Source organism: Bradyrhizobium sp. SRL28 (assembly GCF_018596315.1).
Lineage (GTDB): Bacteria > Pseudomonadota > Alphaproteobacteria > Rhizobiales > Xanthobacteraceae > Bradyrhizobium.
In genome coordinates this window covers 37,465-60,666 of the sequence record NZ_JAHEAG010000024.1, presented here as the reverse complement: position 1 = coordinate 60,666, position 23,202 = coordinate 37,465, and the positions used below count along the sequence as shown (strand labels likewise).

The window sequence follows — 23,202 nt, the reverse complement described above, 5'->3', positions numbered from 1 at the left end:
CACGGGCGCAGGGACCCATACCGCGTTGTCCCATCGATAGAAGCGAGATGGCTGACGTCTTCCAAAACAATTGGTGCCGCGGCGTGTGGGTCCCTACTTTCGTTCGCAGGGACGGCAGCGAAAATGTCGCTGCTCGCTTGTCGCCTATCTGTCGCATCGCGCTGCTATCCGCTGAAGCCGGGCGGACGCCCTGCCAGAATCCGCTCGCTCGATATCAATAAATTACGGTTCGCTTTTCTATAGCGACGGCAAATGAGCCGCTATTTCAGCCGTGATATCCCGGACGGGTCGGGTGCCATCGATGCGCACGATGGGGCAGGTCAGCGTGCTAAACCACGCCTCATGGCCCGGCCGAGTGCGAGCCTTTGCGGCGCCGTCGTCGTAGCCAGCCGCAGTTGAATAAAGATCGAGTGTGTTGGCGTAGTTCCAGCCACCCGGCGCCACAGCATTCGGGCCGAATTGACGGTCCTGGCGTAGTCGAAGCCGCTCCATGCGAACCTCGGTTGGTACAGTCAGGAAGGCGACAAGATCAATCGCGGGGACGATCTCGGGCGCCCAAGCTTCGATCTTGCCCGAACTGAATACCCACGCGTCACGATCGAGAAACAATTCTCGCATCAGCCTCACTCGATCTGGACGAGGGCGAGGTTGGCGATACGGTGGGTTCGTCGGGATCCAGTAGAAATCGTCAGCGTCGAAATGCGGGATTGCGAGATGGTTAGCAAGCGCACGGCCAATTGTCGTTGTTCCGCCGCCGGGTGCGCCGGCAATGTGAACCCGACGAAACGGCAGCCGCTGCCCTTCGAACGTCATGATGTAATCCGCAGTCCTCTGTTGAAGTTGTGATCCTAAGCAGACGCACCCGGAAGGCGCAAGGTTTGTCCATGATGGTTCGGCTTGGGGGCACTAGCCGCGCCGCGCGTCGCCACCAAAATGGCCACGGCACCGGTTGCCGCTTTCCTCGGCGATTGCCACGGGGCTGGCAAAGGGCGAGGACATGGAAAGCGCCGTGCGCAACGCCAAGGCCTGGGTCAGCGCCGCGATCGCCGCTGCAGACCGCTTCAGCGTCGGGCATGGCCACGGCCCGATCCATCATTTTCAGAAGTTTTATTAGCGGTTGCTAATGCGGACGTTTGTAGCCCGGATGAAGCGAAGCGCAATCCGGGGTAACCGAATCCGCATGCGTGACCGGCCCCGGATTGCGCTTCGCTCCATCCGGGCTACGCACATCATCGCATGTCGCTTGCTTTCGCAGGGACGACAGCGAAATCTTGCCGCTCTCATGTCGCTTGGCTGTCGCATCGCGCTGTTATCCGCAAACCACGGGGCGCGGCATTGATTCTCGTGGGGCTATCAGTCGCGTGAACTAGTCATCGCCCTGTCACAGAAATCTGTCAGGGGACAGGTATGGGTAGTGACTCCTTGAGTGAAGACAGCCCGGAACGGCGTTTTCGCACCTTGTTTATCTCCGATGTCCATCTCGGAGCCCGCGGCTCGCAAGCCGACCGTTTGCTGGACTTCCTCAAGAGCCATGACGCCGACACCATCTACCTCGTCGGTGATATCGTCGATGGCTGGGCGCTGAAGTCGAGCTGGTACTGGCCGCAATCGCACAACGACTTCGTGCAGAAGATGCTGCGCAAGGCGCGCAAGGGCGCCAAGGTCATCTACGTGCCGGGCAATCACGACGAGTTCCTGCGCAATTACTACGGCACGCATTTTGGCGGCATCGACGTGGTGGAAAACACCATTCACGAGGGCGCCGACGGCAAGCGCTACCTCGTCATCCACGGCGACATCTTCGATCTCGTGGTGCAGAACGCGCGCTGGCTCGCCCATCTCGGCGACAAGGCCTACGACTTCGCCATTCAGATGAATCGCCTGGTCAATTTCTTCCGGCGCATGTTCGGCGTGCCCTATTGGTCGCTGTCGCAATGGGCCAAGCTGAAGGTCAAGAACGCCGTGAATTATATCGGCGCATTCGAGAAGACCCTGGCCGGCGAAGCGCGGCGCCACGGCGCCGACGGCGTGATCTGCGGCCATATCCACTACGCCACCATCCGCGACGAGCACGGCATCCGCTACATGAATTGCGGCGACTGGGTGGAAAGCTGCACCGCGCTCGCCGAGCATGAGGACGGCAGGTTCGAGATCATCACCTGGGCCGATCCGCAGCGAAGGGCGGCACCCGTTCCCCGCGTCGCGGCGCGCGCCGCATGACGCATATCCTGGTCGCAACCGATGCATGGCATCCCCAGGTCAACGGGGTGGTTCGGACGCTGACCGCGATGGCCGAGGCGGCCAAGGGTTTTGGCGTCGAGGTGAGTTTCCTGACGCCGCAATCGTTTCGCACCTTCGCGATGCCGAGCTATCCCGATCTGCGGCTGGCGCTGCCGTACCCAGCTAAAATCGCGCGACTGATCGAAGCGGCTAAGCCCGACAGCATTCATATCGCGACCGAGGGCCCGATCGGGCTGTTGGTGCGGCGCTATTGCCGCAAGCGCGGCCTGCCGTTCACCACGAGCTTTCATACTCGTTTCCCCGAATATGTTTCCGCGCGTTCGCCGATTCCGGAATCCTGGGTGTGGCGGGCGCTGCGCTGGTTCCACCGGCCGAGCCAGGCGGTGATGGCGGCAACGCCGGCGCTGGCGGCCGAATTGCGCATGCGCGGTTTTCGCAACGTGGTGCTGTGGTCGCGCGGCGTCGATACCTCGCTGTTTCATCCGCGCAGCGTCGATCTCTGCCTGCCGATGCCGGTATATCTCAGCGTCGGCCGCCTTGCGGTTGAAAAGAATCTCGAAGCCTTCCTCGACCTCGATTTGCCCGGCACCAAGCTCATCGTCGGCGATGGACCGGCCCGGACGGCGCTGGAGCGGAAGTATCCGGACGCCGTGTTTTTGGGCGCCAGGCACGGCGAGGAACTGGCCGAAATCTACGCGGCCTCCGATATTTTCGTATTTCCCAGCAAGACCGACACTTTTGGGCTGGTGCTGCTGGAGGCGCTGGCCAGCGGCCTGCCGGTTGCCGCCTTTCCGGTCACCGGTCCGCGCGACGTGATCGGCTCGACGCCGGTCGGCGTTCTGGACGAGGATTTGCGCAAGGCGTGCCTGGAGGCACTGCAGGTTTCGCGGGAAGATTGCGTCGAATTCGCCACCGCCCACACCTGGCAGGCCTCTGCGCGGGTTTTTGTCGAACATGCCCTGAATGTCCGCCCCGTGGCGCCGGACGGCGAGGTGGCCGAATTTGTGGCCGAAGACCCGCATTTCGCCGCCTAGAGCCCTTCAGTTCTGATTGAATCAGAACCGGGCTCTAGATTCTTGTTTTGACGCGTTTTCTTGACGCGAACCGGTGGCCACCCCCGGATCAAGTCCGAGGCATGCTTCGCTTGAAAACGCTATCAAGTTCACGCTGAATCGTCTTGCCCGCCTGTCAGCGACCGCGATACAAATTGCGGATGCCAGAATCCATCCAAAATCCACCCATTGGCGCGGCCGATATCGAGGCCGCCGCCAAGGTGGTCGCGCCCTTTGCGGTGCGGACGCCGTTGTTGTCGTTCCCCGTTCTCAATGAACGCGTCGGGACCAAGGTCTTTCTGAAGCCCGAAATGCTGCAGCGGACCGGATCGTTCAAGTTCCGCGGCGCCTTCAACAAGCTGGCCTCGATCCCGCAGGACAAGCGCGGCGGCGGGGTGGTCGCGTTCTCTTCCGGCAACCACGCCCAGGGCGTGGCGGCGGCGGCGCAGATCCTGCACATGCAGGCCACCATCGTGATGCCTGCGGATTCGCCCGTCACCAAGCGCGAGCGCACCAAGGGATACGGCGCCGAGGTGGTGCTCTACGACCGCGACAAGGAAGACCGCGAAGCCATCGCCAACGGCATTGCCAGCAAGCGTGGCGCGACGTTGGTGCGCCCGTATGACGATCCCTTTGTGATCGCCGGGCAGGGCACCGCGGGCCGCGAGATCGCCGAGGACATGGCGGCGCTCGGGCTCGTCCCCGATATCGTGGTGGCGCCGGCATCGGGCGGCGGGCTGATCGCCGGCGTTGCGACGGCGGTGAAGGCAAAGTTTCCGCAGGCGCAGGTGATCGTCGCCGAGCCCAAGGACTATGACGACCACGGCCTGTCGCTGCGCGCCGGGCATCGCGAGGCCCACCACGCCGCCGGCCGCACCATCTGCGACGCGCTGATGGCGGCGATGCCGGGCGAGCTCACCTTCTCGATCAACAGCAAGCTGCTGGCGAATGGCGTGATCGCATCCGACGAGGAAGTCGGCGCGGCGGTCGCCTATGCCTATCGGGAATTGAAGCTGGTGGTCGAACCCGGCGGCGCCGTCGGGCTCGCCGCCTTGCTGGCCGGCCGAATCGACGTCAAGGGCAAGAACGTCGTCATCGTGCTCTCCGGCGGCAATGTCGACGCGGACCTGTTCGCCAAGCTGGTCGCCTGATTATCCCGTCTCAAACGGAACCGGGCAGAGCGTGTGCTCTGCCCGGATCCGCATTGGACGAAGCTCTCCAGTCAGCGCCGCCCGAAGCCGCCGCCGCCGAACGATCGGCCGCCGCTGAATCCGCCGCCGCCGCCGAACGAACCGCGGGATGGGCCTGCAGCGAAGCTCTGGCTGAAACGTCCTCTGCCCATACCACTGTTGAAATGACGCGGCGCGGTGTTGACCATGTGCCTGTTGGTGAGCCGTGCCGGATTGTTGTTGAACCTGCCCGGCAATCTCGAGATCTTTCCGGTGTTGCCGGCGTTGTTGCCGGCATTGACAGGGCCGGGCCTGATCTTGCCAGGCAGCGTCGTGACCTTGCCCATGTTGCCGATGTTGTTGCGGCCATTGGCAAGGTTGTTTGTCGTCATGCCTTTGGCCGGCAGCGTAACGATCTTCGACGTCATGGGCATATGGGTGTGAGCTCCAAGATTACCCTTGGAGATACCCAGTGTCGGCGTGTGGCCGAAGTTCCCCGGCTTGTACATCGGCGACTGCTTCGCCAGATGCGTGAACTGCATCAGCGGAACGGCCTTCGGCGCACCCTGCAGCTTCAGCGCAGACTTGGCGTACGGACTGTTGGAATAATTGTCGTGGAAAGTCTTGTAGGAGAAGGGCGAGTTCGCAAGCACCGCCTTGTGCCACGCCTTTGCCACCTGCAGGTTGCCGAGCAGCACGCGGATGTGGTCGCACAGCGGGTCATGCGGGTAGAGCCGGATGAACTCCTCATAATACTCGGGCGAGCCTTCGGATAGTACGTAGTCATAGGCCTGGCGGACTGAACGCGAAGGCAGATTCGCCGCAGCCTGCATGATCGGCCGGCGATCCGGCGCGCGGCCCGAGGCAACCGCGGTATCGCCGAAGAAATAGAAATCGGAGGTCAGCGACGAGCTTTCCCACGGCGTCTGCTTGCCTTTCGTCGTGTTGTTCACTTCGAGTCGGACGCGCTTGAACAATTGCTCGATCGGCAGGTTCGGTTCGCGCGCGATATTCAGGAACGCGGACGTATACGGGCTGTGGTTGCCGTCGCCATCCTGCGCTTCCATTCCCGGCGCCGTCGAGTAGCCGACGATCGAGCCGTTCGGCGCATCGACGATTGCCAAACCGCGCCCGGTGTCATTGACCTCCGGGAACGGATTGTTGCGGCAGGCGTCGAGCACGACGATGCGCATCCGGCTCTGGATCGATTCCAGCGTGCCCATCAGGTCGACCAGCCGCAGCGAATTGCCGTCGAGATCGGACGGCGCGGAGATCTTTGCATCGACCGGCAAAAGATAGTTCTCGCCCGCCACCTGCACGCCGTGGCCGGCATAGTAGATCATGGCGACGGCGCCGGGACCGCGCTCGGCCACTTTGGCGGAAAAATCCTGCACGACCCTGACCATCTCGCTGCGCGCCAGGTCGGTCGCCTGCGTGACCTCGAAACCGGCCGTGTTCAAAAGTTGCGCCATCGATTGCGCGTCGTTGCCGGGATTCGCGAGCTTTGGTGCCGTCTGATAATTCGAGTTCCCGATGACAAGCGCGACCCGCTGCTCGGCAGGCGGCGTCTGCATGCCGTTGCGGATATCGACATTCGGGGCTTCGGCGAAAGCTGCGCCGGCGCTGAAGCTCAACAGGCTTGCCAGGAGACCGGCGCGTAATAGCGTTGACTTAAAACGGGACATGGCAGCGTTCCTCAAAAGAATCTCGTGGCGAGAATTGCTGCGGGGACGCTAAACCGCAGCCGCATCGCGGTACGTGACGCCAGTCACGCTTGGTGTTTCGCTCTTGCCGCGGCATGACGCAGCTGACAATCTCGGATTGCTGGAAGGTCGAAGGAACCCAAAAATGGGGGTAAACCTCGGGCTGAAGACCGCAACCGGAATCATCGCGGCGGTCCTGGTCGCTGCGGCGGCGGCCCAGGCGAGGCAAGTGTTCGCGCCGCTGGTTGCGGCCCTTTTCATCATCGCCATCGTGTGGCCGGTCCAGAAGTGGCTGCAATCGTGGCTGCCGAAGCTTGCCGCGCTGGCGATCACCGTCATCCTCACGGTGGCGATCTGTCTCAGCTTCGCCTCGCTCGCGGCCTGGGGATTTGGTCGCGTAGGACGGTCACTGGTCGCCGATCTGCCGCGGTACCAGGCCCTCTATGATGCGATGGTGACCTGGCTGGACGGCCATGGCGTTTCGGTCGCCGGACTGTGGGCCGAACATTTCAACGTAAGCTGGCTCCTGCGCGCCACGCAGTATGTCACCGGGCGTGTCAACACCACGCTCACCTTCTGGGTGATTGCGCTGCTTTACGTCATGCTGGGGCTTCTTGAGGTCGAGAACGTCAGGCAACGGATCGAGCGGCTGGATAATCCTGTCGCAGCCCGCGTGCTGCTCGAGGGCAGCGCGGCGACGGCGGCGAAATTCCGAAAGTATCTCGTGGTGCGGACGCAGATGAGCGCGGTGACGGGCCTGTTGGTGGGCGCATTCGCGTGGGTAGCCGGATTGCCGTTCGCATTGGAGTGGGGCGTGATTGCCTTCGTGCTCAACTATATCCCGTTCATCGGTCCTTTCGTCGCAACGCTGTTCCCGACCTTGCTGGCGATGACGCAGTTCGAGAGCTGGCCGGCGGTGCTTGGCGTCTTCGTCTGCCTGAATGTCATTCAGTTCGTGGTCGGCAGCTACATCGAGCCGCGGGTGGCCGGCTCCATGTTGTCGATTTCGCCTGTTGTCGTGCTGTTCGCGATCTTCTTCTGGACGTTCTTGTGGGGCCTGTTCGGCACCTTCATCGGCGTGCCGATCACGCTGGCAATTCTGACCTTCTGCGCCGCACATCCGTCAAGCCGCTGGGTCGCCGATCTGTTCGGCGGACCGGATCAGATGAAGCCGGGCAAGCGCTAGGACGCTTAGTCATAAAAACCGACTGAAGGGTAACCCAGCGACGGCGTAGCCATGAATCCGCTGTTGGAAGTAAAGCGGGCCCAGATACTACGATCGCTGCCTGGGTTTAATGCTGATCGAGTTCAGCAGTGTTGCGGTTGCGATCATCGCTGCGATGCCAGCGAGACTCAATGCTATCTGCATCGCAAGTCCGTCTGAAATGTCGAGCAGCACCATGTGGCTGGCGAACGTCAGCAGAACGCCGAGGCAATAGATTGGCAGCGAGTTCTGGCCACAGCGGATCGCGCCGCGCATTATCGGCGTCGTCAGCCCTCGCCAATTGCGAGGCACGAGCCATGCCGCCAAAACTGCGATGGCCAAAAAATGCAGCAGTCGCAATGGATCGAGATTCGATTTATCCAATGGGTAAAGCAGTCTCGCCAGCTCCTGCGGAATCAGTGCTTCCAGCGGCTTGATGCGCCAGCTCAATGCGATGACTAGGCTGAAGAGCAGATACAAGACGGCAAGTATAAGCGTCGTGCGTGACGTCACCCACGGCGGGACCTTCTTGTCCTCGTCGATCATCCACCACGCGCCAAGCACGAACAGTAGCTGCCAGGCCAGCGGATTGAAGGCCCAGTGGCCGTTCGGCCAAGCCGGGACGGTCCAGCCAAAGGAGTGCACCAGCGCATAAAGCACCAGCGAGGCGCCCAGCGTCGCGTTCGGCGCTCGCAGCAGCAGCCACAGCAGCGGCGCGAACAAGAGGTGAAGCAGCACGAACACCGCCAACACGTCGGTATTGACGGGACGGTATTGCAGGATTGCCGCGCGCGCGAGCGTTGCGCCGGGATGGTCCAACAAGATACGCGTATTGCTCTCGTCAGCAAGGCTGCCTGCGAGGTGAACCAGGATGACGCAGGCGAGCGTGAGCAGCAGAAACGCGACATAAATGTCCCAGCTCCGCCGCAGCGTTCGGCTGATCACTCCGGTCCAGCCCTCGCAGCGCCATGCTCTGCCGTAAGCCAGCGCGCAGGTTACGCCCGAGATGAACATGAAAACTTCCGCGGCATCGCTGAAGCCGTAGTTCCGCAGCGTCAGCCAAGTTCCGATGTTGTTGGGAACATGGTCAAGAAAGATGCACCACAGCGCGATGCCTCGGCAGGCATCTATTCGCAGGTCGCGGCCATGGCCTTTCAGCTCCGGCAACTCGCCGACCGCTAACTTGGGGATGGTAATTCGGTCGTGCATCTGGATCGTCCCAAGCCAGCAAAATGGACCTGCTGCTCGAGCTCTTGGTGTGAGCTCATTCACCTTCAAAGGCCTATTTTTGCGCGCGCAAGCGTTGAGTTTTTCGGCGTTGCACGTGATCGTTTGAGTTGCGCGTGTAGTGCGCCTCGCCTGCAGTCTGGTGCTCGGAGTGGATGTCGTTAGATTTTCCGACTCTTCGGAGCCGATGAGATCAACGCTCGTTGGGATGAGAAAATCGGGACGCGAAGTCATCGGGCCTCGCGGCAACTTCCGCTGCTGGCCCCAAAGCCCGAAGATCGGCGAGCACAAGGTCGTGCGCTATTTGGTCAGTCCTCCCGGTGGTCAAAATGAGGACACCAGATGGTGGACGTTTGCGTTTGGGCCCATCGAAAAGCTTTCTCCAGGAAGCGCTTGTGAGGGATCTGGAAGCATTGCCATTCCGAGGCCGAGCTTTTGACGCAGAATGCGCTGTACGACTGCGAGCACATGGTGTTCAATCCCTGGAACTGTCTGCCCGAGCACAGGCCGCTCGGCAGCGTCAACCGGATGCGCTTGCCGTCTATCTTGCCTCGCGGCAGGTACGGCGGAAATTGAACATGGTGGGTCATGAGCAGCCATCCGAAGCCCGATGGTTCGGGCGGACTTCAGCGGACGCAGGAGCCGCCGAATGTCGAGAATGAAGCTCTGCATGCCGAACGCCGGCAGCTCACCGTGGCATTTATCGACATCGTCGGCTCGACACCCCTGAGTGAGCGGATCGATCCCGAGGAGTTCTTCGCGGTTATCAGAACTTACCGCGATATCTGCGACGAGCAGATTCGCCACTATGGCGGTCATATCGCCAGAATGATTGGTGACGGGTTGCTCGCATTTTTTGGCGTCCCGCAGGCCCATGAAAATGATCCTGAACGCGCGGTCCGCGCCTCTCTGGCGATTGCCGCGGCGATCAAGGAGCAAAAGTTTCTGCTGTCGGACGGTAGCTTCGTTCGCCTGGGCGTGCGCATCGGGGTTAACACCGGGGTGGTCGTCGTCGGCAGCGTGCCCGGGGAGCCCCCCGATCGACGGGAAGTGTTCGGCAGCTCGGCACATGTCGCTGCCCGCCTGCAAGGACTCGCCAGTGAGAACGGTGTCGTGGTCGGCTCGAGCACTCACGAGCTGACCCGCGGAACGTTCAGCTATGCGCCGCTTGGCCGGCGATCTCTCAAGGGCGTGGAGGAGCCGGTCGAGGCCTGGCGTGCAGAGGCGCTTGCGTCCAGCGAAAGCAGGTTCGACCGCGCGCGGAGGTCGCCGCTTGCCCCGATGATAGACCGAACCAGCGAAAGTGCATTGCTTGCCGAGATGTGGCAGCAGAGTCTCGCCGGCTCGGGGCAGGTCGGCGTTATTTCCGGTGAACCCGGCATCGGCAAGTCACGTTTGATCCGCCAGTTCCGCAGCTCCCTTGATGCGTCTCCACGTGAAGTTCTGTCGCTGCAATGTTCGCCGTTCCACCTCAATACGCCGCTTGCCCCGGAAATCGAGCGGCTCACGCGCGCCACCGGCATCCAGGAGACCGACGACGCGGACCTCGCATTGGCAAAATTGCGTTCGCTTTTGGCAAGAGCCGCCACCGATGTCGAGCAGGCGCTTCGCTACTACGGAGCGGTGCTGTCGATACCCGCATGCTTGGGATACGAGCCCGCGGATTTCGGATCTCCTTCGGAGCGCGAGCGTGGCTTTCAGGTGATCATCGATGTCCTTATCGCCGCCTCGCGCCAGCGGCCGGTCCTCGTAATCTTCGAGGACGTCCAGTGGATGGACCCGACCACCATCGAACTGCTGGTACGCGTGGTAGCTAACTGTCCTGGCGAGCGGATCATGGTCCTGATCACGCATCGCGAAGATTACAGGGCCGACTGGTTGTCAGGCCCGGCAATTCGACGGATTGCTCTGCAAAAACTGGCAGTGCATGAAGTCGAGCAGATGGTCGCAGCCGTCGCGGGCAGCGATTTGGTACCGCGCCGGATTACCAGCCAGATCGTGGAAAGAACCGACGGCGTGCCACTCTTTGTCGAGGAGTTTACGCGGGCCGTCGTCGATTCCGGTGCGGCGGTCCCGCTGGCCGCTGAGAGCCCTGTGCCGAGCGGGAAGTTGCCGCCTCTGGTGCCGGCAAGTATTCAAGATTCACTGATGGAGCGCCTTGACCGTCTCGGTCCCGCCAAGCGCGTCGCCCAGATCGCCTCTGTTTTCGGAAGGCGCTTCAACTATGAAGGCATTTCCAGCGTGCTTCCAGGTAGAGGCCAAACGCTGAAAGACTCGTTGCGGGCACTCGAGAGAGCCGGGATTGTGTATCGTAGCGAGGAGTCTCAAGGCACGGTCTTCACGTTCAAGCACGCGATGATACAGGAAGTCGCCTACTCCTCCTTGCTCATGGAGGAAAGGCGTGAGCTCCATGCGCGCGTCGCATCGTGGCTGCTCCAGGAAGCCGCCATTGGAGAAAGCAGCCAGCCGGCGGTGCTAGGCTATCATTATGCACGCGCAGGCAACATTCCGGAAGCGATCGAGGCCTGGCTTCAGGCGGGCAAATCCGCGCTCCGCAGTTCTGCCACCAAGGAAGCCGTCGCTCATCTTCGCGAGGGCCTCTCGCTGATACCGAAGCTGCCCGCGTCGCCACGGCGTTACGAAGCCGAAATCGCCCTGCAATCCAATTTGGCGATGGCATACACTGCCAACGCCGGGTGGTCCGATCCGAACGTCTATGGCCCCTACGCTCGTGCACTCAAGCTTTGCGAGAGCCATGGCACTATTCGCGAGAAGGTGACGGTCCTGTGGGGAAGCACCATAGCCAAACTGGTCAACTGCGAGCTCACCAAGGGCCTCAAGCATGCGCAGGATTTCGTCCGGCGGGCCGAGGAGTGGCGCGACGACGAGGCCATCCTCATGGCGTACACCGCTGCCGTGATCGCCAATTTCTTTCTCGGTCGTCTGGAGCAAGCGAGTGAGCTCGCGGCACAGATCAGCGCCCGCTACAATCCCCGTGAGCACGGCAAGCTGGTCCAGATCTATCAGCATGATCCATTGATCGTATCGCTCGTCTATTCCGGGCACATCGAATGGCTGTTGGGCCGGCCCGGCCGGGCCAGAGAGTGCTGTGAGACGGCGCGGCAGCTCGCGAACGAGATCGGGCATCCGTTCATGCTGGCTTTTGTCTCCATTCTTGGCGTCTCCGATCACTGGTATGAGGGCGATCTTTCAGCAAACCTTGCCAGCGTAAAGCGCGGTCTGAAGGTCGCTGATGAGTATGGCTATCCGATGTACCGGGTCATCGGCCCGTTGTGGGCAACCGCTGCGTTGGCGGCACGAGGCCCCGCGCCGGAAGTGCTCGAACAATTATGCGGCTTGCTCGGCAAGCTACCGGCCGAGAACCGGTGCATTCAGATGCCGCTCTATCGAATTCTGCTTGCTACGGAATTCGGACGAATTGGCGAGATAGAAAGGGCTCGAAGCTTCGCTGCTTCGGCTGAGTCCCTGGTGAAGAAAACCGGCGAGCGCTGGGCCGCTCCCGAGATTTATCGGATCCACGGCTCGCTGCTGTGTCGCGAACCATTGCGAGACGACCGGGCTGCCATGCGCTTGTTCAAACGCTCGCTTGCCTCTGCCAGAAAGCTCGGGGCGGTCGGTTGGGAATTGCGCACGGCGATCACCATCGCGCACTTGCTCAGCGCCGGCGAGAGCGCATCCGGACGCGCCGAAGCCCGAGACCTGCTGATATCGACCCGGGCGAAATTTGCGTCCGCGGAAACTTCCCACGATCTGCGCGAGGCTGATGACCTGGTGAAAGTATTGAACTAGTGCCGAATGCCCTCGGCCTGTTTGGGCCGACTCACATCATCGCAGATCCGCCAAATATTGGATCGCCGCGAGGCTCGGCAGGAACATATAGGCGCCGCCCCGCGTCGAGACAAACTCCGGAAATCCCGGCAACCGGATCGTACCGCCGGATTTGAGCGGCAAGTCGAACCAGCTCGTGCCGGGATCGTTGGTGCCTGAGATCGGATCGTTGGAGCCGGTGATGCGCGGATCCTGCAGGCCAAGATTCAGCCAATCGCAGGACATGGCCTCGAACTGGGCGCCGAGGCTCGCGCCTATGAAGTTGCCGAGCAGGCCCCGTTCCGGTTCGTCCCCGTCATAAGGCTTCGCCGGATCATAGGGGTTCGCCGGATCATAGGGTGGTCCATAGGGCACGCCACGCCGAACAAGGCGCCGGCTGTTATTCGCTATCCTCTGCACAATCTGCCCGCCTCGCGGGTTGCACCGGCGGATATGGGCTCCATGGGGACAGCGGGCATCGCCAACGCCAACGTAGTCAAAGTTCGTGAGGTTCTCGTTGGGATCAGGTGCATCCGCAGACAGTGCCAGCGGCGTGCCATCGCGCCACCGGCCGCACAGGTTGGCGGCGACGATCTCGCGCAGAGCCGTATGACGTGACGGGCCTTTGCCGATTTTCTCTTCATCACCGTGCGGCAGCAGCTCGCCGCCTTTCGGGTGCACGAACAGATAGAATGCGGCGTGATCGAGATACCTCTCGAAGCCTGCCACATCCTGCTTCAGCACGCGAAAGGCGTTGAAGGTGCCGTTGTGTCCCAACTCTGCGGGCTCAGGAACCCGCCACATCAAGCCTTCCAGGTTGGTCGGATGTCCCAGCAACACGGTGCCGAGCGGCGCCTTGGGTTGTCGGTCGGGATAGCGCTGCGAGTCGGGAACCCCCTCGAACCTCGGCTGCGTGATGTTGTCGCGATACCCGAAGTGAACAAAGTCGCCCGGGAAATTATATCCCTCGCGAGTGTCGAGCAGTTTGAAGGCCTTTACGTCGGTGAGCGCGCGTTCCTGGTCTACGTCCAGCTGCTCGACCTTCTCGGCGTAGATGGTCGCGATGAGATGGATCCGCTTGGGCTCGTTGAACGGAGCTGGCCACTTTTCCGGCGCGCTCCGCCCGACGTCCCCGAGCTTCACGGCGCGGGCGGTCATGCCTTCAACGAATTCGTTCGGGAACATTTTAAGCGAAGCGCTGGGCGTGCCGAGGGCGCGCAATCCCTCATAGGTCAGGCCAATGTTGAAACAGGTATCTGGCTTGTTTTTCCCCCAGTCCCCGCTCGTGATCTGCGGGACACCGTTGCGGCCCGATACGGAATCGGCGAGCCAGCGCCGGGCTGCGCCGGGTTCGGCGACTTCCAGGATGAGGTAGCGCACGTGCGGCTTCTTCGTGTAGCCGCGCAGGATATTGCCCTGCAGATCAGCGAGGTTGATCATGGCACTCACCAGCCTAACTCGAGTTTTTTGCGGACTTGGGCTACCGAAAATCCGGGATAGGCCCGGTAGCCGCTGCCAAGCGAGACGTTCGCGTTGGCGCGAAGCTGCAGCACCAGCTTGCGTGGAAGCAGGGTCAGATCGTCATTGACGGGTGACACGGCCTTGTCTCCATTCAAGTCTTCCTGGTCTCTCAGAAAATCGGTGGGGGTGTCCGGCACCTGGTACAGATCGTGCTCGTGTATCCATTGGATGAACGCCTCGACATTCTCCTCGCAAGGGATCAAGGCATCTCCTCCTTCGACGAGCTTGACCACGTCGTTGAACGCACCGCCGATCGTGGCGATAAAGTCGCGAATGTAGTTGGTGAAGTCCCCGTCATAGAAGGAGAACATGCAAATATTGTCGTTGACGATAACGAAGCGTGCAAAGTGCACCGTGCCGACATTGTCCAATCCGGCAAAGATCTGATCCCTGTTTTCCGCGATTGCCAGGGCTGCTTTCGCGCGGCCGATCGGCGACCTGTTCTCCCTCTTCAACGGCATGATCAGGTTCATCATGCTCTGCACGTTATCGCCGGGCTGGATGGCTGGGCGGGCACCGCCGGGCAGACGCTTCACCGGCGTGAGCCGTGCCCAAATGGGCACCAAGATGTATGCCCCAAAATACTTGAACCAGGGTTTCGGCTTCTTGTGCAGCTTGTTCACAAATCGATCGAGCCAACTTTCGTCATTCGCCATCAGCGCAACTCCAGTTGGAGAAGGGGCAGGCAGTGCCGCCGCGCATTTTACGCGAGACTTCGTAGGCGTCCCGACGGGCACGGAGGATCGGATCCCCGGAGGGTTCGATTCCACGCACGAGTCGCCACGGATTGAAACTGATGCGTTCGCCCGCGGTGGCCTGATCCTTGGGGACACCGGTGAGCGTGAGGGTGCCCATAATGACCCGGACTCGCCTGGCGGGCCAGGGACGCGTGGGATCATCGATCGCATCGCCCGCTTCGCCGATTGTCATCATCAGCACGAACCGGACCGGCCACCGCTTCAGCCGATGGTCGAGTTCCTGGCGCAGATAATCATCGTCCGGCAGGGCATCAGGATCGGTGTTGCGAACGCCTGCGACCGGTTGCCAGGAAAAACGAACGGGGCGACGAACGCCATTTTCACCTTCCACTATGAAAGTGTGGATGGCGTGATAGGCCGCACGGACATAGCTCACCGGGGCGCCGATCATCTTGGCCTCGAACACCGCTAGCTGGGCGAACCGGTGCTGATTGGCGTAACTCAATATTCCCGCACTGGCGTTCGTTTTTTCGCCCGGATACGGGTCTCGACGAGGAACCTTGAGCCACAGCAAGTCGAGAATCTTTCGCCACGGGGATTCCCTTTGATATGGCTCATGCTTGTCGAGCTTGGTGAACTTGGAAAAGTCGTCGACATCGCGGGCGAAGAATTCGCGGAGTGTCGTGGCGATCAGGTCGGTTGCCGCCCCGCTCGGCAGGAGGAAGCGTGTCGCCATTCCCCGGACGTCGGACCGTCCATCATGCTGCTCCGGCCCCCCGGGCGCGTTGGAGAATCGCACCTTCGCGCAAATGCGCTCTCCGCTGAAGTGCTCCGCGATGCAATACTTGTGCGCCACATCCGACGCCGTGAAATAGGCGTCCACGCCTACGCCGATCGTGTGAACCGGCCTTTGTCCCGGGTCATGCTTCGGCAGATTGAATATCATCTCGTCGACGAGCCGACGTGCTACTGATGCATCGACCATGCCCCTCTCCATCATGGATGGACCGGCAATCTCAGGGTGCCGTTGGCGCCTCGTGTGCTTGTCGATCGAATTCAGCCCATAGGCCTAAACGTTACATTCGATCGCCGGTCGGATGTGTGATGTCGTTCACAAAGTTAGTCAAATGAAGCACCGCGCAATTCGAATCGAATAGCAAGGTTCGACACTCCCGATGGTGCTCGCGCGCACCGATAAAGTGATCGGCTGAGTGCGTGTCTTGTTGTGGTGCAACAGCCGGCATGTGAACCCAAAGCAGACGTGCCAACGCCTCTGACGGATGTCCGCTTTCGGAAGGGCAAAGCCGACACCAGGGGTCGGGCACATCATCCCCGAATCTATGAGTGTACGCCCGAGGCGTTTTTCTCGCCGGCAATCTCCACGCGCTGCGGCGGCAGCAGACCAAGCTGCCCATCGGGGCCAGCCGTCAGCGTGTGAATATAGAATTGCGTGGCCATATCATCGGTCGCATTCATCACCGGCGAGGGCGCGGAGATGATCTTCAACGGGCCGCATGCGCCGATCCAGTCGATATGGCGATGGCCGTGCATCACCACGGCGCGACCGGCCAACGCTTCCAGCCTGCGCACGAACCAGCTGCCGTTGATCAGTGCCGTACCGATGCGTTCCGAGAATGCCTTCACCGGCATGGGATACTCCACCACATGGTGGTGCAACGCGACGATCCAGCATGCTGCCGGATAGTGGCGGATCGCCGCCTCGCAGCGATGCATCTGTTCGACACATACCACCCCGAGCGCGTTGGTGAAGGAAAAGTGGGTCTCCGCATTGGAGTTCAGGATGGCTACTCCGAGGCCGTCTTCCGCTTCCGGCGGCAGGATCATCGGAAACTGGTCGTCGAACAGGCCGCGCAGCGCCGCGGCACGGCGCATGCCGCCATGCTCCGCAAGTGCTGCGATCGCATCGCGGTGCGGCGCCAGCGCCTCGTTCAGCGTTACGTTGGGTTTTCCCAAGGCATCGACCACGCGCACGCGATTGCCTTGCACGGCCGCCATCGCCGACAGGGTGCGGATTTGCCGTAACCGCTTGCCCGGGCTGAACGGCAGGTCGAGCCGGGCCGGATTGGCGCGGTCGACGATGTTGACGTCGTGATTGCCCGGCAGCATCACCGTGCGCGCGGCAAGTTGCGGATGCTGCGCTATTGCGTCGAGGAATGTGGCCCATTCGCTGGCGCGGCCGGCGTCGGTCATGTCGCCGGTGATGAGAACGTGATCGAGTGGATCGTTCGCATGAATGGCGGCGAGATGCGCCAGGACCCGATCGAGCCGGCCATTGCCGCGCGGGCCCGCCCGTCCGCTTTCGATGCGGAAGCCGTATTGTTCGCCGATCACGTGCAGGTCCGATAGATGCGCAACACGCCAGCTCCGCCCCCGGGACGAAGTGGTATCGAACGCGGCGAGGTCGACGGGTTGGTGCATGCTGGCATCCGCAAATCCCCATATCAGCGATGCGACCGCCAGATATGCCGACACCAGCACAACGGCGTTTGCCAGCGTCGGCATGGCGAGGCGGTGCAGCAAGACCAGGTCGTTCCAGCCGCCCGTCCAGCGCGAGGCGGGCCAGGCCAGCATCGCAATCAGCACGGCGCAAGCGGACAGCATGATGCCGGCCGCAACCGAATTGGCGCTGCGTAACTTCGCCCGGCCGGTAACGGTCAGCTTCCTGCCCCATATCCGTTCCGTCAGGTGGCGCAGCGCTTCGCGGGTGAATGCGTAGCCAGGCTGTACGGCGAGCGCGTTGAGCGACCAGAAATTATTCTCGGCGCTCCGGAACAGCGGTCGCCATCCGATCCATCCCACCGCGACGATCGAGAGCAGGGCGAGGGTCGTGCCGATCCCGGTCAGTGCGGCAAGCTTTTGCGACAGGGTTGAAAGCCAGGCGGAGACCAGCAGCGGCGCCAGACCCAGAAGTACTGCCGGCAACAACAGCAACACCGTCCAGGCAAACAGCAGCTTCGGTAAACTGATTTCGACCAGCAGGCTGCCGGCGATGGCGAGCAGGGACCGCTGCCCGGGACTGGCGGCATCGTCCTCGATATCGCCGTGGCGCGGATCGATCAGCATGCTGTCCCGGGTGCTGGCGGGCTCGGGTCGCCCCGCTCAAGCGGCGTCTGTTTTTGGCGCTGCCGGCTCGGTGCTTGCCTTCGCGAGCGCGTCGCGAAGCTTCTGTTCCTTGCTGTCATCGAGAGATGTCTTGAGTATGGTGCCTCCCGCGTCCTGAATCTCCCGCAGCACCTTGTCCGCAGTCATATTCTTGATGAGCACGAACAACGCTGCGTTGCCGGGCTGCAGTTTCCCCGACAGGTCCTTCATGAAAGCGTCATTGATGCCGTAGTCCGACAGCGCGCCGCCGAGGGCTCCGGATGCCGCGCCCAGGGCAACGCCAAGTATGGGATTGAGGAAGATCACGCCGATCAAAAGGCCCCAGAAGGTGCCTGATGCGGCTCCTATCGCCGTCGTATTGACGAGTTGGTTCAGCTTGACGGGACCAGCTTCCGTCTTCACCGCAATTACGGCATCGCTGACCGTGATCAGGTATTCCTTCTGCAGCTTGAACAGACGCTGCCGCACTTCTTCGGCCTTTGCCTCGGATGGGTAGATGATCGCGACTAGATCTGACATCTCCGTATCTCCAACTCGATGATGATGGACATGATGTAGGTCGCACAGGGCGCGCTTCTGACGGATCAACACTCCTTCTGCCGGCGCAACGCGCGACGTCGTTGCCGGGAGGTCCGTCGGCGCCGAGGACGATCGGCAGAGCCGCCGATCTATCAGCGGCGAGCGGCCGGGTCGCTCGGTGGCCGTACGGCTCAATGCACGGTATCACACCCTGCCAGCGACCGGTTCACGCTTCGTTGATCGCTCTGACCGCGGCCACCTTGAGATGGAACGGCAGCACCGTGACCGACATCGGCAATTGTCCGATGCTTTCGCCGTCGACATCGGCGCGGACCATGCGATCGCTGTCGATGGTGATCCGCGTCGCGTGGCGCCGCGAGACCTTCGGGTGCGCGAGATAGCTGCCGTCGCCGAGGTTGGGGACGATCTTCGTCAGGCTTTCCCAGCGGCCCATGTCGCCGACCAGGATCAGGTCGAGCTTGTGGTCGCCGGGGTCGGCGCCCGGCGCGAGCATCAGGCCTTCGCCTGCGCCGTCGAAGCTGCACAGCATCAGCGACCACATCGGCAGGTTCTGCTCGGCTTCGTCGTCGATCCTGATGCGATAGTTGCGTGGGCTGTAGGTCAGCGACGTGAACGCCGTCATCAGGACGTAGCTGATCGGGCCGAGCCGCTTCAGGAGCGGCACGCGTTGTGCGCGCCAGGAAATCGTGGCGGCGGCGCCGACGATGGCGAGCACGAAGCCGTAGCGCGTCACCTGGTCGCCGGCATAGCCCCTGGCGTCGGCGCGGAATACATCGATGTCGCGCGTGTGGCCCATGGCGATGGCCTTGCAGGCTTCGCCGAGCGAGAGCTGGCCGAAGGAGCGGGAGAGTTCGTTCGACGTGCCGCCCGGCAGTTGCGCCAGCACGAGGCCGGGCGAGATCGGACGATCGTCCGAGATCACGCCATTCATCATCTCGCTGAAGGTGCCGTCGCCGCCGACCGAGACCAGACGCCGGCAACCGGCATCGACCGCCTCCTGCGCCAGCGTCGTCGCGTGATTGGGCGCGCGGGTCATCGCAATGTGGTCGTCATCGACCGGGCCGAGATGCTTTTCGAGTTCGGCGCGAAGCTGCGGCCAGCGCTTGCCGCAACCGCCCTTGTTCGCCATCGGATTGACGATGATCCTGGTTTTCACGGCTATCTCCGCTTGCGAAGACAATCGCGCCAGCTTGATCTCGGCGGATGAACGAATCAACCGGAAAGCGAACTATTCGCAGGTGCAACAAATGCTGCGGGCGCGTTATGGAAGCTGCCAGAGCTTCGAGCGGCGACGCAGAGGCCTCTTATGAGAAGAACGCGATCTTCTCGGCCTGGCTCATGCGCCGGATCGGCGCCAGCGGGTCGTTGGCCGCCGTGACCGGCTTTCGCACCATGCCGCTCGCAATGAGGCTCGAGCCGAGCGACATTTCCACTGCGGGCGCCGGTGCCGGCACAGTGGCTGGCGGCGGGGGCGGTTGAACCATTTGTTGAACCGGCGGCGGCGGCGACGGCGTGGCGACCGGTTTGGGCGCTTCGGCGACGATCGCGGGAGCGATCGGCGCAGGCTCCGCCAGACGGACTTGCTCGGCTACCGCTTCGGCGATCTCGTCGTCGCTGATCGGATCCGGCGCGCCCATCTCCATCGCGATCATGTCGAGGACCGCCTCGTCCTGGGCGTCGGCTTCTTGAGCGGCGCTCTCGACAGCAGCTTCCTGGACCACGATGTCCTGGACAGCGGCTTCCTCGGCGACCGGCGGCGTTTCCGGTTGCGTCAGCACGGCTTCCGTCGCCGCAAGCGCGGCTTCGGCGGACTTGGCCGGCGAAGCGGACGGTGCCTCGGCAGCTTTCTGTGCCAAAAATGTTTCGACCATCTCCTCGGCCGCGGCCATTTCCGCCGTGGCCGGGAAGGGCGCAGCCGATTCGGACTCGGCAGTTGGAGCCAACGAGCGGTCGTCGTCGCTGAATTCCACAAGCCGGCCCTGGAGGGCGGCAAAGGCCGCACGCATCGCCGCTCTCGCCTCTTCGGAGGAGAACTGGTCGGTGCCCTTTTCGATGACGGTGACCTGCGAATCGATCAGGTCGCAGATCCGCCCGTCATTGCCGATTTCCCGCAACCGCCAGGCGATTTCCCGCAGCACCCGCGCACCCTTGCGGACCGGCGCCAGCCGCTGCTCCAGCGCGAGGCTGTCGAGCGCTTCCACGGCCGATTCCTCGGCCGCCTCGACCGAACCGCGGATGGCGGCGAGTGCCTCGGTCAGGCGCTCCTGCGCCGCGGCCGCCGCGGCGACGGCCTCCGCGGCCTGCTGCGCCGAAAGGCCTTCCTCCCGGTGGAGGCTTTCCTGCCGCTGAAGGTCTTCTTCCCGCTGGGCGGTGAGGCTTTGCTCGATCCGCGCCACCGCGTCCAGCACCATGCGGGTGTCGGCATTGCGGTTGCGCTTGGCGTATTCGGTCAGGAACCAGCGGCCCCGCGAAGTCTCCATGAAGGCTTCGGCGATCGCGGCATAGTCCTCCTCGCGCGGCAGCGTGGCGCGCGCTGAGATCGGAGAAAGGGCGAATGCTTCGTCGGCCATGTCAAACTCTTCGCGCAAATCAGCGCGCATTGCGATAACGAAACAACACGATATTGCCCGAATCGCAATTGAATTGATGCACAGCGAATCACAAATCCCCATCGCTTCTCAAGTCGCATCGAAACGATTCGCGACGCGGGTGGCGCTGTTTTACGCCACGCTGTTCGGTATGACCGGCACCCATCTGCCGTTTTTCACGGTCTGGTTGAAGGCGGTCGGAATCGATGCGTTTTGGATAGGTCTGATCACGGCCGTTCCCCCGGTGACCCGATTTACGGTGCTGCCGGTGGTGACGGGCTTTGCGGAACGGCATCAGGCCTTGCGCGGCGGCATCATCGTGACCGCCTTTGCCACCGCCCTGGGCTTTTTCATCCTGGGCACCCAGCATTTGCCGGTGCTGGTGTTCCTGATCTACGCCCTGACCTGCTGCCTGTGGACACCCATGGTGCCGCTGACGGATGCCTATGCGTTGCGGGGGGTGAAGCGCTACGGCCTCAACTACGGACCGTTGCGGCTGTGGGGCTCGGCCGCCTTCGTCCTCGGCGCGCTGGTCTGCGGGGTGCTGTTCGACCTCATCGCCGCCCGACATCTGATCTGGATCATCGCCGGCTCGGCCGCGATCGGCGCGCTGGCCAGCCTCGCGCTGCAGCCGCTGGACGACACCAGGACCGCTCGACCGGTCACCGGCGGCGCGAGCGCATTGCTGCGCGACGGCGGCTTCATCGCGATCATCGTCGCGTCGGCGCTGATCCAGGGCAGCCATGCCGCTTATTACATTTTCGCGTCGATCGCCTGGCAACAAGCAGGGTACGACGGACTGACGATTGCAACCCTGTGGGTCCTGGGCGTGATTGCCGAGATCGTGCTGTTCGCGCTGTCGCCGCGATTCACCCTGCAGCCGTCGATGCTGGTGCTGATCGCGGCACTGAGTGCCGCCGCCCGCTGGGTGCTAACGGCGCAGGACCTGCCGCTGGCGGTTCTCGCGATCGTCCAGCTCGCGCATGCGCTGAGCTTCGGGCTGACGCAGGTCGGCATCATGGGATTGATGCTGCACCACGTGCCCGGCCACGTGATGGCGAGGGCTCAGGGCTATCTCACCGCCGCGGGCGGCATCGTCGCCGGCCTCGCGTCGATTGCGTCGGGTACGATCTACGAGACCTGGGGGCAGGGCATCTATTACGTGATGGCTGTCATGGCCGCGCTCGGCGGGCTGGTCGTCTGGCTGGCGCGGGACCGGCTCTCGCATCAGCCCCACAAGGCCGCGTCCGGCGGATAGACCAGACTGCCGTCGTAGCGCAGCCCGCCATCGCGGTCGCGCGCCAGCAGCAGGGGACCGTCGAGATCGACGAATCTGGCCTGTTGCGCCAGCAGCATGGCCGGCGCCATTGCGAGCGACGTCGCGACCATGCAGCCGATCATGATTTCAAAGCCGAGCGCTTGCGCGGCGTCGGCCATTGCGAGCGCCTCCGTCAGCCCGCCGGTCTTGTCGAGCTTGATGTTGACGGCGTCGTAGCGCGCGCGAAGGCCTTCGAGAGAGGCGCGGTCATGCACGCTTTCGTCGGCACAGACTGCGACCCTGCGCTTGATGCGCGCCAGCACCTCATCCCGCCCGGCCGGCAGCGGCTGTTCGACCAGCGTCACGCCGGCGTTGGCGCAGGCGGCCAAATTGTATTCGAGATTGTCCGCCGTCCAGGCTTCGTTGGCATCCACGATCAGTTCGGATTCCGGGGCCGCCTTGCGTACCGCTGATATCCGCGCCTCGTCGCCGTCCCCGCCGAGCTTGATCTTCAGCAGCGGGCGGTGCGCGGCCTTCGCGGTCGCCGCCGCCATGGCTTCCGGCGTCCCCAGCGAGATCGTGAAAGCGGTGGTGCAGGGCCGAGGCGCCGGCCGGCCGAGCAGGGTCCAGACCCGCTGGCCGGAGCGCTTGGCCTCGAGGTCCAACAGCGCGCAATCCAGCGCGTTGCGGGCGGCGCCTGCAGGCATCGCCGCCTGCAGGGCCGCTCGATCGAGTCCCCTCGCAAGCGGTTCCTGCATTGCATTAAGCGCTTCCAGCGTCGCTTCAGGTGTCTCGCCATAACGGGGGTAGGGTACGCATTCGCCGCGGCCGCTCTCGCCGTCATGGCTGACGGTCGCGACGACCGTGACGGCCTCCGTCTTGGCGCCCCGGCTGATGGTGAAAGCGCCTGCAATCGGCCAGCGTTCGATGCTGGCGGCAAGCTTTCGGGAATGGCTGGAAGTCATTTTAAAATCTGGCAATTTTCTGAACCGCAAGCTTGCTCGCTACAACCAACTATGGCTGGTTAGGGACAGATTCTACAAGGCGAGC

Annotated in this window: 18 protein-coding genes and 1 pseudogene; 7 read left to right on the top strand and 12 right to left on the bottom strand. The window is 62.7% G+C overall.

The window, feature by feature from the left end; all coding sequences use genetic code 11:
• Positions 1-237: 237 nt before the first annotated feature.
• Positions 238-813 (bottom strand): hypothetical protein, encoded by a 576-nt coding sequence (locus KIP88_RS31985; RefSeq protein WP_214492141.1) that lies wholly within the window; start codon positions 811-813, stop codon positions 238-240.
• Positions 814-903: 90 nt separating this feature from the next.
• Here KIP88_RS31985 and KIP88_RS31980 point away from each other — a divergent pair.
• The 4 genes and pseudogenes from KIP88_RS31980 to KIP88_RS31965 all read left to right on the top strand — a co-directional run.
• A pseudogene (locus KIP88_RS31980) lies at positions 904-1,114 on the top strand (bifunctional hydroxymethylpyrimidine kinase/phosphomethylpyrimidine kinase); the annotation flags it as partial.
• A 293-nt stretch (positions 1,115-1,407) separates the two neighbouring features.
• On the top strand, positions 1,408-2,220 hold the full coding sequence (locus tag KIP88_RS31975; protein ID WP_214492140.1) for a UDP-2,3-diacylglucosamine diphosphatase: 813 nt from the start codon (positions 1,408-1,410) through the stop codon (positions 2,218-2,220).
• On the top strand, positions 2,217-3,275 hold the full coding sequence (locus tag KIP88_RS31970) for a glycosyltransferase family 1 protein (protein ID WP_214492139.1): 1,059 nt from the start codon (positions 2,217-2,219) through the stop codon (positions 3,273-3,275). Before KIP88_RS31975 ends, KIP88_RS31970 begins: the two co-directional genes overlap by 4 nt.
• A 179-nt stretch (positions 3,276-3,454) precedes the next feature.
• Positions 3,455-4,444 carry a threonine/serine dehydratase gene (locus tag KIP88_RS31965; RefSeq protein ID WP_214492138.1) on the top strand — a complete coding sequence of 330 codons (990 nt, stop codon included), beginning with the start codon at positions 3,455-3,457 and terminating at the stop codon, positions 4,442-4,444.
• A gap of 71 nt (positions 4,445-4,515) precedes the next feature.
• Here the strand turns inward: KIP88_RS31965 and KIP88_RS31960 are convergent, their stop codons facing one another.
• Entirely contained in the window at positions 4,516-6,147 is a 1,632-nt protein-coding gene (locus KIP88_RS31960) for a caspase family protein (protein WP_214492137.1), read from the bottom strand.
• A gap of 163 nt (positions 6,148-6,310) precedes the next feature.
• On the opposite strand from KIP88_RS31960, the gene KIP88_RS31955 reads away from it, so the two are divergent.
• Positions 6,311-7,351, top strand: coding sequence for an AI-2E family transporter (locus tag KIP88_RS31955; protein ID WP_214492136.1), 1,041 nt, complete (start codon positions 6,311-6,313; stop codon positions 7,349-7,351).
• A gap of 87 nt (positions 7,352-7,438) precedes the next feature.
• On the opposite strand, the gene KIP88_RS31950 is transcribed toward KIP88_RS31955, so the two are convergent.
• Together KIP88_RS31950 and KIP88_RS31945 are read right to left on the bottom strand one after the other, a co-directional pair.
• On the bottom strand, positions 7,439-8,578 hold the full coding sequence (locus KIP88_RS31950) for an OpgC domain-containing protein (RefSeq protein ID WP_214492135.1): 1,140 nt from the start codon (positions 8,576-8,578) through the stop codon (positions 7,439-7,441).
• Between the two features lie 326 nt (positions 8,579-8,904).
• On the bottom strand, positions 8,905-9,186 hold the full coding sequence (locus KIP88_RS31945; protein WP_214492134.1) for a hypothetical protein: 282 nt from the start codon (positions 9,184-9,186) through the stop codon (positions 8,905-8,907).
• Here KIP88_RS31945 and KIP88_RS31940 point away from each other — a divergent pair.
• Complete coding sequence (locus KIP88_RS31940) at positions 9,185-12,406, top strand: AAA family ATPase (RefSeq protein ID WP_214492133.1); 3,222 nt, start codon at positions 9,185-9,187, stop codon at positions 12,404-12,406. The genes KIP88_RS31945 and KIP88_RS31940 overlap by 2 nt on opposite strands.
• A gap of 36 nt (positions 12,407-12,442) precedes the next feature.
• Here KIP88_RS31940 and KIP88_RS31935 read toward each other — a convergent pair whose 3' ends face one another.
• From KIP88_RS31935 to KIP88_RS31905, 7 genes are all read right to left on the bottom strand, one after another.
• Positions 12,443-13,864, bottom strand: a complete 1,422-nt coding sequence (locus KIP88_RS31935) for a hypothetical protein (protein ID WP_214492132.1) — start codon at positions 13,862-13,864, stop codon at positions 12,443-12,445.
• Positions 13,865-13,869: 5 nt separating this feature from the next.
• Complete coding sequence (locus KIP88_RS31930) at positions 13,870-14,601, bottom strand: hypothetical protein (protein WP_214492131.1); 732 nt, start codon at positions 14,599-14,601, stop codon at positions 13,870-13,872.
• Entirely contained in the window at positions 14,591-15,628 is a 1,038-nt protein-coding gene (locus tag KIP88_RS31925) for a catalase (RefSeq protein WP_214492130.1), read from the bottom strand. The genes KIP88_RS31930 and KIP88_RS31925 overlap by 11 nt, the downstream gene beginning before the upstream one ends.
• Positions 15,629-15,981: 353 nt before the next feature.
• On the bottom strand, positions 15,982-17,727 hold the full coding sequence (locus KIP88_RS31920; RefSeq protein WP_214492129.1) for a metallophosphoesterase: 1,746 nt from the start codon (positions 17,725-17,727) through the stop codon (positions 15,982-15,984).
• Between the two features lie 36 nt (positions 17,728-17,763).
• Complete coding sequence (locus KIP88_RS31915) at positions 17,764-18,285, bottom strand: DUF1269 domain-containing protein (RefSeq protein WP_214492128.1); 522 nt, start codon at positions 18,283-18,285, stop codon at positions 17,764-17,766.
• A gap of 226 nt (positions 18,286-18,511) precedes the next feature.
• The gene (locus KIP88_RS31910; protein WP_214492127.1) at positions 18,512-19,462 is read right to left on the bottom strand and encodes a diacylglycerol kinase family protein; all 951 of its coding nucleotides are present in this window, start codon (positions 19,460-19,462) and stop codon (positions 18,512-18,514) included.
• Between the two features lie 148 nt (positions 19,463-19,610).
• Positions 19,611-20,876 carry a hypothetical protein gene (locus KIP88_RS31905; RefSeq protein ID WP_214492126.1) on the bottom strand — a complete coding sequence of 422 codons (1,266 nt, stop codon included), beginning with the start codon at positions 20,874-20,876 and terminating at the stop codon, positions 19,611-19,613.
• Between the two features lie 76 nt (positions 20,877-20,952).
• Between KIP88_RS31905 and KIP88_RS31900 the strand changes: the two genes are divergently transcribed.
• Positions 20,953-22,152: an MFS transporter gene (locus KIP88_RS31900; RefSeq protein WP_214492125.1), complete on the top strand. Its 1,200-nt coding sequence runs from the start codon at positions 20,953-20,955 to the stop codon at positions 22,150-22,152.
• On the opposite strand, the gene dgcA is transcribed toward KIP88_RS31900, so the two are convergent.
• On the bottom strand, positions 22,122-23,117 hold the full coding sequence (gene dgcA, locus KIP88_RS31895; RefSeq protein WP_214492124.1) for an N-acetyl-D-Glu racemase DgcA: 996 nt from the start codon (positions 23,115-23,117) through the stop codon (positions 22,122-22,124). The genes KIP88_RS31900 and dgcA overlap by 31 nt on opposite strands.
• Positions 23,118-23,202: the final 85 nt, after the last annotated feature.